The 12087-nt window shown below is 42.2% G+C and carries 12 protein-coding genes; 10 read left to right on the top strand and 2 right to left on the bottom strand.

The genetic code is table 11. The annotated features are described in order from the left end of the window. Positions 1–2: 2 nt before the first annotated feature. Positions 3–1235 (top strand): hypothetical protein, encoded by a 1233-nt coding sequence (locus ACSSWA_RS09730; protein ID WP_437356374.1) that lies wholly within the window; start codon positions 3–5, stop codon positions 1233–1235. On the opposite strand, the gene alr is transcribed toward ACSSWA_RS09730, so the two are convergent. Next, positions 1232–2374, bottom strand: a complete 1143-nt coding sequence (gene alr, locus ACSSWA_RS09735) for an alanine racemase (protein ID WP_437356375.1) — start codon at positions 2372–2374, stop codon at positions 1232–1234. The two genes, ACSSWA_RS09730 and alr, sit on opposite strands and share 4 nt — an antisense overlap. 79 nt (positions 2375–2453) lie before the next feature. Here alr and ACSSWA_RS09740 point away from each other — a divergent pair, with 79 nt between their 5' ends. The 6 genes from ACSSWA_RS09740 to ACSSWA_RS09765 all read left to right on the top strand — a co-directional run bounded on the left by ACSSWA_RS09740 (position 2454) and on the right by ACSSWA_RS09765 (position 8564). Beyond that, entirely contained in the window at positions 2454–3071 is a 618-nt protein-coding gene (locus ACSSWA_RS09740) for a hypothetical protein (RefSeq protein ID WP_437356376.1), read from the top strand. Between the two features lie 2 nt (positions 3072–3073). Next, a complete protein-coding gene (locus ACSSWA_RS09745) occupies positions 3074–3730 on the top strand; it encodes an RluA family pseudouridine synthase (RefSeq protein ID WP_437356377.1) in 657 nt (218 codons plus the stop codon). 54 nt (positions 3731–3784) lie between these two features. Next, positions 3785–4978 (top strand): PP2C family protein-serine/threonine phosphatase, encoded by a 1194-nt coding sequence (locus ACSSWA_RS09750; protein ID WP_437356378.1) that lies wholly within the window; start codon positions 3785–3787, stop codon positions 4976–4978. Positions 4979–4983: 5 nt separating this feature from the next. Beyond that, positions 4984–7047 carry a chloride channel protein gene (locus tag ACSSWA_RS09755; protein WP_437356379.1) on the top strand — a complete coding sequence of 688 codons (2064 nt, stop codon included), beginning with the start codon at positions 4984–4986 and terminating at the stop codon, positions 7045–7047. Positions 7048–7152: 105 nt separating this feature from the next. After that, positions 7153–7878, top strand: a complete 726-nt coding sequence (locus ACSSWA_RS09760; protein ID WP_437356380.1) for an SdiA-regulated domain-containing protein — start codon at positions 7153–7155, stop codon at positions 7876–7878. Then, positions 7875–8564, top strand: a complete 690-nt coding sequence (locus ACSSWA_RS09765; RefSeq protein ID WP_437356381.1) for a DNA alkylation repair protein — start codon at positions 7875–7877, stop codon at positions 8562–8564. Before ACSSWA_RS09760 ends, ACSSWA_RS09765 begins: the two co-directional genes overlap by 4 nt. A gap of 48 nt (positions 8565–8612) precedes the next feature. On the opposite strand, the gene ACSSWA_RS09770 is transcribed toward ACSSWA_RS09765, so the two are convergent. Further along, positions 8613–8873: a hypothetical protein gene (locus tag ACSSWA_RS09770; protein WP_437356382.1), complete on the bottom strand. Its 261-nt coding sequence runs from the start codon at positions 8871–8873 to the stop codon at positions 8613–8615. 125 nt (positions 8874–8998) lie between these two features. On the opposite strand from ACSSWA_RS09770, the gene argC reads away from it, so the two are divergent. Genes argC through argB form a run of 3 tightly spaced genes read left to right on the top strand, consistent with a single transcriptional unit; the run spans position 8999 to position 12083 of the window. Next, positions 8999–10009 (top strand): N-acetyl-gamma-glutamyl-phosphate reductase, encoded by a 1011-nt coding sequence (argC, locus tag ACSSWA_RS09775; protein ID WP_437356383.1) that lies wholly within the window; start codon positions 8999–9001, stop codon positions 10007–10009. Then, on the top strand, positions 10006–11238 hold the full coding sequence (gene argJ / locus ACSSWA_RS09780; RefSeq protein WP_437356384.1) for a bifunctional glutamate N-acetyltransferase/amino-acid acetyltransferase ArgJ: 1233 nt from the start codon (positions 10006–10008) through the stop codon (positions 11236–11238). The genes argC and argJ overlap by 4 nt, the downstream gene beginning before the upstream one ends. Continuing rightward, complete coding sequence (argB, locus tag ACSSWA_RS09785; RefSeq protein WP_437356385.1) at positions 11235–12083, top strand: acetylglutamate kinase; 849 nt, start codon at positions 11235–11237, stop codon at positions 12081–12083. Before argJ ends, argB begins: the two co-directional genes overlap by 4 nt. The last annotated feature ends 4 nt before the right edge of the window (positions 12084–12087 follow it).

The raw sequence follows: 12087 nt of genomic DNA on the forward strand, positions 1-12087 counted from the left end.
AGATGAAAAGATTAATTCTAATCATTCTGTTATTGTCGGTAACTTACAATAATTACTTTTCCCAGTCCGATTATGAAATCGTCAGGTCGTTCAAGGAAAAGTACAACCAATTGATGGATGAAATTAAAAAGGCAGAATCGCTCGACGTTTGCAATTCGATATACGGCCGCGCGGCGGATTTACGGGAAGAATATTTAAAACACAAGTCTTTGCTCGACGACTCGCTTTATCCTGAAAATTTCGAATCGTCTTTCGAAAAACTGTTTAGCGCAATCTCGCTCCGTCAAAATGAATTCAGTCAAATTACCGAACTGAAAACGGAAATTGTTAACCTGAAATCTGAACTGACTGAACTGAATGATCAAAATAAAGATTTGCTCGTCAAAATAAACGCGCTCCGGCGTCAGGCGGATAAAGACGCCGCCACAATTGCGGCGCTCAATAATTTGATCGCTCAATTGAAAAGCAATCTCGAAAAAAGAGACCTGCTGATACGCGATATTATCGATTCGCTTGTTCTGGACTTTGCCAAAACCTCCTCGACGTTGAACGAAGCCGAAAAAGTAGGTTACAGGGTTAAAATCGAAAACGCCGAACTGTTTTTTAATATCGAGAGAACATTGACGGATAATATCCAGTTTATGAGAGTCACAGAACTAAAACCGGAAGACCTTGTAGAAATTAAAAAACAACAAACGGAGTTTAATAAACTGTGGCGAAGAATTTCGCCTAAACTGAGCGAAATTTATCTGGAAAAGAAAGAAAAAGAAGAGCAACTGGCGAATATCAATAATCTTTTCTACGAATGGAAAAGCAGAATCGACAAGGAAATCTGGAACTCGATTTACGTGGAATTCAGGTCGAAAGAATTGCCGCTTCTGCCTTTCAATAACGGAGAGGAATTTGTATACAGCGTCAAATCGTTTGTGGAAGATGAAATAAAGAATATGGAAGTAAAAGGCAAAGACAAATCTTACGAGGTTTTTAAAACTTTTGCCGATTCTGTTTATTACGACAAAGTGCTTCCGGAATGGATTCCCGTTTTGATCGAACACAACATGTTGACGGAAGCGGACAAAGACACAATCGAAGCGCAGCTGATTGACTGGAAAAATAAATTAGGTCCCGAAGAAGGATTTAAATGGTACTACTGGGCAGTAATTTTACTGGCGGCGGGAATAGCGGGATATTTGATATTCTACGGCAGACGTAAAACATACGGATTGAATAGTTAATCGATATAAATCCTCGGCACGCGCGTGTTTATGTTTGTCAGAATTTCGTAAGGAATTGTTTCTGCCCAGCGGGCAAGGTCTTCAACCGTTATTTCGCTCTTGCCCTGTTTGCCTATTAATATAACTTCGTCGCCGTTGTACGCCGAATCGCTTTCAATATTAACAACTATTTGATCCATCGAAATGGTTCCGATGACCGGATATTTTTTCCCGTTAATAATTACGTTTGCTTTGCCGGACATTCTTCTCATGTAGCCGTCGCCGTATCCTACGGGAACAGTTACAGCTCGAACATTCTTGTCCCCGACCCATTTTGAACCGTAGCCAACTGGGTGCCCCGCTTTAATAACTTTAAAATAGATAACGAGAGATTTCCAGGTGAGGGCGGGTTTAACTTCGATTGTTCTGTTGATTTCCTGCGAAGGATAGACGCCGTAGAGCATTATGCCGGGTCTGACCATATCCAGATTGGCTTCGGGCAATTGGAGAATTCCGCCCGAATTGGATATATGCCTGATGATATTACCGTAGTCGAGCCGCTCGAAATAATCGAGAGACTCCGTAAATCTCTCGAACTGTAATTTCGTGTAATCGGTATTGCCATTGTCCGCATTGGCAAAATGCGAATAAATTCCTTCTATCTCGATGTTTTTCAGTTTTACCGCTTCTTCGAAGAATTTGGGCGCGTTGTAATAATGAACGCCGATGCGTTCCATGCCCGTGTCGATTTTCAGATGCACTTTAGCTATTGTGTTTTGTTTGCGTGCTTCGCTGTCTATCTGACGCGCTTTGTCGATCGACGAAGCAGTCATTGTAAGATTGTATTTGAGGAACGTCGGTATTTGATTTCCCCAGATGCCGCCGAGAACAAGAACAGGCGTCTTAATTCCCTGCTGACGCAGCAGTATTCCTTCTTCCAGAAATGCAACGCCGAGGTAATCGGCTCCTTCTTTTTCGAGCGTCTGCGCAATCTTAATTAATCCGTGTCCGTAAGCGTTGGCTTTTAATATCGGCATCACTTTCGAAGGCTTGACCGCTTCCTTTATTCTGCGGAAATTTTCTTTTATTATTTTAAGATCGACTACCAAATGCGTCGGTCTGATTACGTCGTCCAAACTGATAACGGGGTGGTTTTCCATTATAAATTGTTTTTATTTGTAGGGTAAAAATAAGATTTCTTGTGTAAAGAAAGTAACTCAAAACAGCGAGGAAAGAAAGATGGAAATACCATTGGTAGAATTGATCGGCTATATAGCGTCGGTATTGGTAGCCGTATCGTTGATGATGAGTTCGATAGTAAAACTCAGGATTATAAACTTTCTCGGTTCGGTAATTTTTACGATTTACGGTATAATAATAAACGCTTATCCGGTGGCGCTTGTCAACGGATTTATTGCAATCGTCAATATCTATTATCTGGCCGAAATATTTTCCCGGAAAGAATACTTCGACATTCTCGAGGTAAAACACGACTCCGATTTTCTCGGTTATTTTTTGAAATTTCACGAAAAGGAAATAAAGAAATATATACCGACTTTTTCGTTCGATCCCCGGCCGGACTGGACGATTATTTTCGTATTGCGAAATTCCGTTCCTGCGGGATTGGTTTGCGCGGAATCCCTCCCGGGCGACGCTCTGTCGGTTAAACTTGATTATGTAATTCCGGGGTATCGCGACTTTAAAGTGGGCAAATTCGTATTTCAAAATTTCTTCAAAAAGAAAAACATTAAAAAAATTATTAGCGAACCGGGAAATAAAGCGCACATGAAGTATCTGAAAAAAATGGGATTCGTAGAAACGGAAGAAGGCAAATTCGAATTAATTTTGCGGGACTGATATTGGACGTTTCAATACTTTACGAAGATGAAAATCTGATTGCTGTAAACAAGCCCGAAGGCGTGGCATCGATTCCTGAAAGCGACAAATCGGTTGCGAGCCTATATCATTTTTTGTCGGAGAAATATTCGAAGAAGATTTTTACGGTGCACCGGCTGGACAAAGAAGTAAGCGGGGTAATACTTTATGCGTTAAACAGCGAGACTCACAGGGAGTTGAATCTTCTTTTTGAAAGCAGAAACGTGCAAAAAACTTATAAAGCGCTTGTTATCGGAAAACCCGAATATGAGGAAGGAATTGTAGATTATCCGCTTCGCCAGTTCGGATCGGGTCGTATGGGTGTTGACAAAAAAAACGGCAAGCCGTCGGAAACTTATTATAGCGTATTAAATTATTATAACGCCCACGCCCTTTTAAAATTACAGCCGTTTACGGGCAGACGGCACCAGCTGAGGATTCACATGTATTCAATCGGCTGTCCCATTGCGGGCGATTTGAAATACGGCAATCGAGAAATTCAAAAAAAATATCCCCGCCTGATGCTGCATGCGGAGTCAATAAGTTTCGAATACGGAGGCAGAATTTTTAAGATTACGGCAAAACCGCCCGATTCGTTCACCCGGGTTCTTGAAAAGATTAACGATAATTTTATTCTGTGATCCGACATCATTTCTTTTGTTTTGCTAAATTTGCAAGTTAAATAGAGGAAATTTATGATAGACCCGAAAATATTTTACAGAAAACTCGATTCACTGCTGGCTAAAATCGGCACAGAAAAATCGGGCGAGGATTTTCTGTTTACAATTGTGCAGGAACTCGAAAAGACTTTCGGGGAAGATTTACATATTTGCAACGGACGCATCTATGTGGAACAGGACGATAAATTCGTGCTCGTTTCGCCAAAGGAAAACAAGAAAAATTATTTGACGGAAATACCCGTCGATTCCGACCCCCTGCAGGCTTTGCTTAAGTCGAAGACCTATATTTTCGACGATCCGAATTTTACTATCGATTCCACGGTTTTGTTAAAAAAAGATTACAGAATACCTGCGGCTATTAGCGTTAAAAGTCCGGAGAACAGATGGATTTTCGTCTTCGAATTAAAAAGCGGATGGATACGGGAGGAAATCGAATTTTGTTTTAACGCCGTAAGAACCGTTCTGAATTATCGCCTTACTTCCGAAGCCGTTAAAAGCGAAATGGAACAGGCGGTTCAAATTCAACAGAGTTTGCTGCCCGTTAATATGCCGGAAGTGGAAGGACTTCAAATTGCCGCGAGGTCGGTGCCGGCAGAATTGGTAGGCGGCGACTTCTACGATTTTTTTGATTTCGACGACGATGTATTCGGAGTTTGCGTCGGCGACGCAAGCGGACACGGTTTGCCCGCGGCTCTCCTTGTGCGCGACGTTGTTACCGGTCTGAGAATGGGTCTCGAAAAACATATGAAAATGGTCTACACTTTCAAGAAACTTAACAATGTGATTTATCGCAGCGTTTATTCGACCAGTTTTGTATCGCTCGTTTATGCCGAAATAGAAAAGAACGGAAACATATTATACGTTAATGCGGGTCATCCCTCGCCTTTGATTTATGACGGACAGGAATTCAGAGAAATGCCGTCGACGGGATTGGTTTTCGGAGCCTTGCCCGAAATTCAACTTCACAGAGGCTATGCTTATCTTAAACCTGACGACTTGATGGTGCTTTACAGCGACGGTATTATCGAAAGAAAAAACGGCAAACAAAACGACTTCGACGTTACTGGTCTTAAAAAAATTATTGAACGGCATTACGATAAAACTCCGGAACAATTAATCGAAATCATTTTTGATACTCTATACGTCTACGGCGGAAAAAAAGATTGGGAAGACGACGCTACGGTTGTTGTAATAAAACGAACGGCATAAAACGGATGAGAAAGTATTACGAAGTACTGAAAGAAAATTTAAAGGTATTTAATACAAAAAAAATACTCGACTACGATTACACCAGTTACGTAGTTTATTCCGTAATTATGGGAATCGTAGTCGGATTTGCAACGGTAGTATTTCACGAATCGATTGATTTCTTTAACGAACTCTTTTTCAAACAAACTGCAAACGGTCTTTATTTCCTGGGCGCCGCAGCGGTTATAGCTCTGCCGGCTATCGGCATGTTAATTCAGAGTTTAATGATATACGGAGCTCCCGATATTGCAAAGAATCGCGGCGTGGTGGAAGTTATCAAAGCCGTTGCAACAAAAGGGTACCGCATACCTCTGCGTAATACGATTTTCCATTTTATTGCTCCTGTTATTAGTATCGGTTCGGGTAATACTGTCGGTCCCGAAGGACCGGCTGCGCAATTGGGCGGCGGATTGGCTAATAAACTCGCTTATCTTTTCGGTCTTTCCGAAACAAAGAAAAAAGTGTTGACTGCTGCGGGCGCCGGCGCCGCAATAGCGGCTATCTTTAACACTCCGATGGGCGGCATTTTTTTTGCTTTGGAAATTGTGCTTTTAAATGAATTCTCTACGTCGACGTTTCCCGCTTTGATACTATCTTCGGTAACTTCGAGCGCCGTATCGCGGGCATTCCTCGGGAATAAATCGATTTTTCATTTTCATTCGCCCCAGGTGGGAGATTATCTGAATCTTTATTACTATGCTATACTCGGAGTGATTGCCGGATTGTTGTCCCTCTTTTTTATAAGATATTCAAATTCGCTCGACAGTATTATCAATAAAAAGATTTTGAAAAAAGTCCCGCGCTGGGCTCTTATGACTTTTGTCGGACTTGTTATGGGTGTTGCGGGCTATTTCTACAAAGATATTTTCGGCATCGGCTATAACGGAATTAATCATATTTTATCGAGTTCGCTCACGTGGCAGGTAGTGGCTGTTTTGTTAATATTGAAGTTTTTACTTGTGCCGATGGTATTGAACTCCGGCGGCTTCGGGGGAATATTTGCGCCGTCGCTGTTTATGGGAGCCTGTCTCGGATTCCTCTATGGCACGGGACTAAATTACATGTTCGGCTATCAGTTTGACACTACCGCGTTCGTATTGGTCGCAATGGGAGCCGTGCTAGGCGGAGTGAATTTCATCCCGATTTCTTCGATACTTATAATTTTTGAAATGACGAAGGACTACTCGTTTATCCTGCCGTTAATGCTCGCCGTTGTAACAAGCACTATGATTGTTCAAATTGTGTTAAAAAAATCGATACACGAACATCATCTCGAAAAGCAGGGCTACAGAGTTTCGGCTAAAGGCGAAATTAATTTGCTTAAATCGTTGACGGCTAAACAGGTAATGAAAAACGACATCGTACTAGTTAAGGAAGATACCCCGCTGCCGGAAATAGTTAAGCATCTTATTGAAAGCGCTCATAATACTTTTTACATGATCGACGAAAATGGAAAAATTACGGGCACAATTACCGAAGCCGAATTGAGACCGATAATTACTGAATACGAGCATCTTAGAAATGTTCTGGTGGCAAGGGACGTGGCTTCTTCGTCGGTTACGTTAATAAGCGAAAACGAAACGCTCGATTCCGTGCTAAAAAAATTCGAAGCAAAAGACGCCGACGAATTTCCTGTCGTAAGTAGCTCGGACGAAAATAAAATTCTCGGAACTATAAGCCGTCACGACGTTATTGCCGCTTATAATAAAGAAAGTCTCAAAACCGATATTGTGGAAGGATTGTCTCACGAGCTTTTAACAATATCAAAAATTAAGAAGACCCAGGTTTTTGAGGGCTATTCAATATTGGAAAAAACCGCTCCTCCCGAATTCGTGGGCAAATCGCTTACCGAGCTTAAAATTAGAAGCCGTTACGGATTGGAGGTGCTTGTAGTAAAGAATACCAATTCCCCGTTTGACGAAAACGGTAAAGATGTGGTCGTTCCGGACCCGAATTACATTATAAGGGAAGGGGACGAATTAATTCTGTTCGGACGCGACGATAAAATTGAGGAAGCGCTCCAGTGGTAAAATTTATTCTGAACTATTTACTGGGAATTCGGCGTCAATTACGGTTTGTTTTAAAGTGATTATTCTGCGTTGCACTGATAAATTTAATACTAACATTGTGGTGTCATGTATAAAATATACATCCCGTTATTTTTTTATTTATGCCTTCTATTGACGGCGTGCCAGTCCGAAGCAGAATATTACAAAATAGATTGGTCGGTAAAACTCAGCATACCCGAACCGTCCGGACTGACATACGACACATCGCGCGATAAACTCTGGTGCGTAAGCGACGAATCCAACAAACTATACCTGTTGAGCGCGAACGGGGAAATACTGAACAGCATCGAAATTCCCGACCGCGACCTGGAAGGAATAACTATAGTAAACGATTCTACTCTTGCGGTTCTGAGCGAGGAAAGCCGGAAAGCGGTTTTCGTATCCGCAAAAGGAGAAGTTATCGATAGAAAACCTTTGTTCGACAACGGCGTTTTCAATAACGGACCGGAAGGAATCGCATACGATGCGGATAATAAAACATATTGGGTGGCAAACGAAAAAAATCCGGCTTTGATTATCGAATACGACAGTCTGTTTAACGAAACAGAAAGAAAAGAAATTGATTTTGTAAGAGACGTTTCGGGATTGTTTTACGACAATGTTGATAATTCTGTCTGGATGATCAGCGACGAAGACAAGAAAATTATAAAGCTCGATCCGGAGCTGAATGTAATTGAATCGTACAATGTCAATATTCCTCAGATGGAAGGAATCGCAATCGATCATAATAATGATATGATTTATATAGTTTCGGACAAGGAAGAAAAATTATACGGACTGAAGCTGAAATGAAAGAAACAGAATGGACAAAAGAAAAAGTTTTGAATATCCTTTCGTCGAAGAATAACGAAAAGAATAAAGCCGGGATGGCGAGATACGGCATCAAGGTTGAAAGGGCATTCGGCATAAGCGTAAATGAATTGAGGGAAATAGCAAAACGGATAGGAAAGAATCACGAGCTGGCTGGTGAACTGTGGAAATCCGGTTATCACGAAGCAAGGCATCTGGCGGTTATGATTGAAGAAGCCGGAAAGGTGACCGGAACCCAAATGGACAAATGGGTTAGCGATTTCGATTCGTGGGATATATGCGACGGAACGTGCATACATCTGTTCCGCAAGACGCCTTACGCTTACGAAAAAATCGACGAATGGAAGAAACGCGACAAAGAATTTGTGCGCCGCGCTGCTTTTGCAATGATTGCCACGCTTGCAGTACACGATAAAAAGATGGAAGACGGTAGATTCGAGAAGTATTTCAACGACATAAAAAGATATTCGGTTGACGAAAGGAATTACGTTAAAAAAGCCGTCAACTGGGCGTTGCGGCAGATAGGCAAAAGGAACAGACGCCTGAACGAACTTGCAGTCGTTGTAGCGTCTGAACTAAAGAATTCCGGTTCTAAATCCGCCAGGTGGATTGGCGGCGACGCTTACAGGGAATTAACGAAACCGGAAGTTATAAAGCGCTTGAAATAGATTCCCCGCTTATTTTTAATTAAACGGTTTCGACCGTATACCGGCAAATTATTCGTCTACTTCCAGATTGACGAGTTTTGCGGTAACCCCGGGCAGTACGGAAAGTTTTCTTTCGAGCTCCTCTTTCTTCTCGTCTTCACCGACTAATTCGAGCATTATTAAACCGCTGTCCGAGCAATTTTCCAGAACGCCGTCATGAATTCCGAGCCGCGTTTTTATCATGCATCCCCAAGCGGTCAGAATCTGTTGCACTTTAACGGCTTCCTCTTTCCGTTTGCCTACGAGCACCAACAATATCGATTTTTTCATAAATCCCTCCGCTAATATTAAATAAGACATACATGTGCAAATAAAATAAAAAATATATTCGTAATCAAGATTTGCATAATTATGCATAATTATGTATAATTATGCTTTACAAAACGGAGAGATTTGTGATAAACGTTTCGATAGCGGGAGCGGCCGGCTATTCCGGAGCGGAGCTGATTAAGTTATTGCTGCGGCATCCCGGCGTTAAAATAGATAAACTGTTCGGGCATTCTACGGCGGGAAAAAAAATCGACGAAGTTCATCCGTCGCTTAAATCAATTCTCGCGCAAGAAATTGTCTCTTTTGACTCGTCGTCGTTGGAAGGAACAGACCTGCTGTTTGTGGCTCTCCCTTCGGGAGAAGCTCAGTCGATTGTCGCCGATGCAGTCAAAAATAATGTTAAAGTAATCGACCTCGGCGGTGATTTCAGACTCAACGACGTGAATATTTATAAAAAATACTATAAGCGCGAACATTCGGCTCCTGAATTGTTGGGTAAGGCGGTGTACGGATTGCCCGAGTGGAATTCGAATGAAATAACGAATGCAAAAATAATCGCAAATCCCGGCTGCTATCCTACGAGCATTCTGCTGCCGTTGATTCCTCTTTTAAAAGAAAACTTTATTAATCCGGATTTTGTTTCGATAAACTCTTACAGCGGAACTTCAGGCGCGGGAAAGTCGGTCAATCTTTCGATGATATTCAGCGAAGTCAACGAGAATGTAAGAGCGTATAAAGTCGGGGTTCATCAGCACATTCCGGAAATTGAACTGTATCTCCAAAAATTTGGCGATAAAATGCCTGACTTTACTTTTGCGCCCCATCTTATGCCGATTACGAGAGGCATTTATACGACAATTCATTGCAAAACCAATAATTCGACCGGCTTTGCCAATGTCGAAGAAATATATGAGAAATATTATTCCGATAAACCCTTTGTCAGATTTCTCGGAGATGAAATACCTGAAATCAAAAATGTTGTCTACACTAATTTTTGCGACATCGGCGTAGCTAAAACTGGCGACAACTTGATCATTATGTCCGCAATCGACAATCTTATAAAAGGGGCTGCCGGACAGGCAGTACAAAATATGAATCTAATTTTTGATTATGATCAAACAACGGGATTATTATGAACGAAAACAAGCATATGGAAATTGTGTCGGATAAAGAGATGAAATCCGGAATAACCGCTCCAATGGGTTTTCTAAGCGCCGGTCTTCACTGCGGCATTAAAAGATACAAAAAGGACCTGGCTTTGATTGTTTCTGAAAAGCCGGCTGTGGCGGCGGCAATTTTTACTCAAAACAAAGTTCAGGCGGCGCCGGTGATTCTATCCAAAAAGCATTTGAACAATGGGGATAAATTCCGCGCAATTATAGTTAACAGCGGTAATGCAAACGCATGCACCGGAGAACGGGGAATGAAGGATGCTGCAGAAATGGCTGCTCTGACCGCATCAGCTTTGAATATAGAACCCGAAGAAGTCTTTGTCTCTTCAACGGGAGTCATAGGCGAACCGTTGCCGATGGAAAAGATAAGAACCGGAATAGACAAAATAGTCGATATGCTTTCGGACGACGATTCGAACGCGGCGGCGGAAGCAATTATGACCACGGACACATTTCCTAAATTTATTTCGGTTGAGTTCGAAGTGAACGGCAAAACAGGAACCATCGGAGGCATTGCAAAAGGCTCCGGTATGATTCACCCAAATATGGCGACGATGTTGGCTTTTATAACGACAGACGTTCAGGTAGAAAAAAATTATTTTCAATCTGCATTGAAAAAAACCGCCGACAAAACGTTCAACAGAATTACAGTTGACGGCGATACAAGCACAAACGATATGGTGATCGCGTTGGCAAACGGACTATCGGGCGTGGAGATAAAAGAAGACGACGGAAGCGCTGATGTTTTTGAATCGGTTCTGTTCGAGGTAATGAAAAAACTCGCCGTCGATATTGTAAAAGACGGCGAGGGAGCTACAAAATTAATCGAAATAGTTGTTGAAGGAGCTTTATCGGACGACGATGCATTGAAAGCGGCGCGCAGCGTGGCTCATTCCCCTCTTGTCAAAACAGCCGTTCACGGCGAAGACGCAAACTGGGGAAGAATTTTAGCCGCCGTTGGATATTCAGGCATCGAATTCAATCCTGACAATTTCGAAATATATATCAACGGTACCTGCATCCTTGGCAAAAATTACGACGTAAAACTTTCGATCGAAGAAGCCAACAAAACCCTGAAACCGAACGAGATTGAATTGTTGATAAAATTGAACGAAGGCTCCGGAAAAGCCAATTACTGGACTTGCGACCTGTCGGAAGAATATGTCAAGATAAACGGGAGTTACAGAACATGACGCTGCCTAAATTCAGAAAAGAAGACGTGTTGGTGGAAGCGCTGCCTTATATTCAGGAATTCGAAAGCAAAACTTTTGTGATTAAATACGGCGGCGCAGTGATGGAAGAGGAAAATCTCAAGCAGATGGTTGCGCAGGATGTTACTCTGCTGCGCAAGATCGGAATTAATGTAATTGTAGTACACGGAGGCGGCAAAGAAATCACCTCGCTTTCGAATAAACTCAATATCAAAACAAATTTTGTAAACGGTCAAAGATATACCGACCAAGATACGATAGGCGTCGTTCAGATGGTGCTTGCCGGACAAATAAACAAGGATATTGTAAGAAGAATTAATATGCACGGCGGCAGGGCGGTAGGCGTAAGCGGTATCGACGGCAACTTGCTCGGCGTAAAAAAATACGAAAAAGAAGACCTGGGTCTCGTAGGCGAAATCGAAAATGTAAACGACAGATTCCTTGCGAATTTGATGAAAGACGGTTATCTGCCGGTTATAGCTCCGGTTGGCGTGGATGAAAAAGGCACAATTTACAATGTTAACGCAGATATAGCCGCCTGCCACATTGCAGGCGCGGTGAATTCTTCCAAATTGGTATTCATGACAGACGTCGAAGGCATTAAAAACGGCGACAAACTTCTAACGCATCTTACGCGTTCCGAAGCGCAAAAGATGATTGACGAAGGAATTATCAACGGCGGTATGATTCCAAAGGTAGAATCAGCTTTCAGAGCTCTCGACTCGGGCGTAAAAAAAGTTCACATTATCGACGGCAGAATTCCTCATGCGCTCCTGCTCGAAATTTTTACTAAAGAAGGCGTGGGAACGGAAATAGTAGACGAATAAATAA

The sequence above is a fragment of the Melioribacter sp. Ez-97 genome, assembly GCF_051488665.1.
Taxonomy (GTDB): domain Bacteria; phylum Bacteroidota; class Ignavibacteria; order Ignavibacteriales; family Melioribacteraceae; genus Melioribacter.

Excerpts from the sequence above, each read along its gene's own strand:
- ACSSWA_RS09730 (WP_437356374.1), top strand. The coding sequence starts at position 3 with ATGAAAAGATTAATTCTAATCATTCTGTTATTGTCGGTAACTTACAAT.
- alr (WP_437356375.1), bottom strand. The coding sequence starts at position 2,374 with ATGGAAAACCACCCCGTTATCAGTTTGGACGACGTAATCAGACCGACG.
- ACSSWA_RS09740 (WP_437356376.1), top strand. The coding sequence starts at position 2,454 with ATGGAAATACCATTGGTAGAATTGATCGGCTATATAGCGTCGGTATTG.
- ACSSWA_RS09750 (WP_437356378.1), top strand. The coding sequence starts at position 3,785 with ATGATAGACCCGAAAATATTTTACAGAAAACTCGATTCACTGCTGGCT.
- ACSSWA_RS09755 (WP_437356379.1), top strand. The coding sequence starts at position 4,984 with ATGAGAAAGTATTACGAAGTACTGAAAGAAAATTTAAAGGTATTTAAT.
- ACSSWA_RS09760 (WP_437356380.1), top strand. The coding sequence starts at position 7,153 with ATGTATAAAATATACATCCCGTTATTTTTTTATTTATGCCTTCTATTG.
- ACSSWA_RS09765 (WP_437356381.1), top strand. The coding sequence starts at position 7,875 with ATGAAAGAAACAGAATGGACAAAAGAAAAAGTTTTGAATATCCTTTCG.
- ACSSWA_RS09770 (WP_437356382.1), bottom strand. The coding sequence starts at position 8,873 with ATGAAAAAATCGATATTGTTGGTGCTCGTAGGCAAACGGAAAGAGGAA.
- argJ (WP_437356384.1), top strand. The coding sequence starts at position 10,006 with ATGAACGAAAACAAGCATATGGAAATTGTGTCGGATAAAGAGATGAAA.
- argB (WP_437356385.1), top strand. The coding sequence starts at position 11,235 with ATGACGCTGCCTAAATTCAGAAAAGAAGACGTGTTGGTGGAAGCGCTG.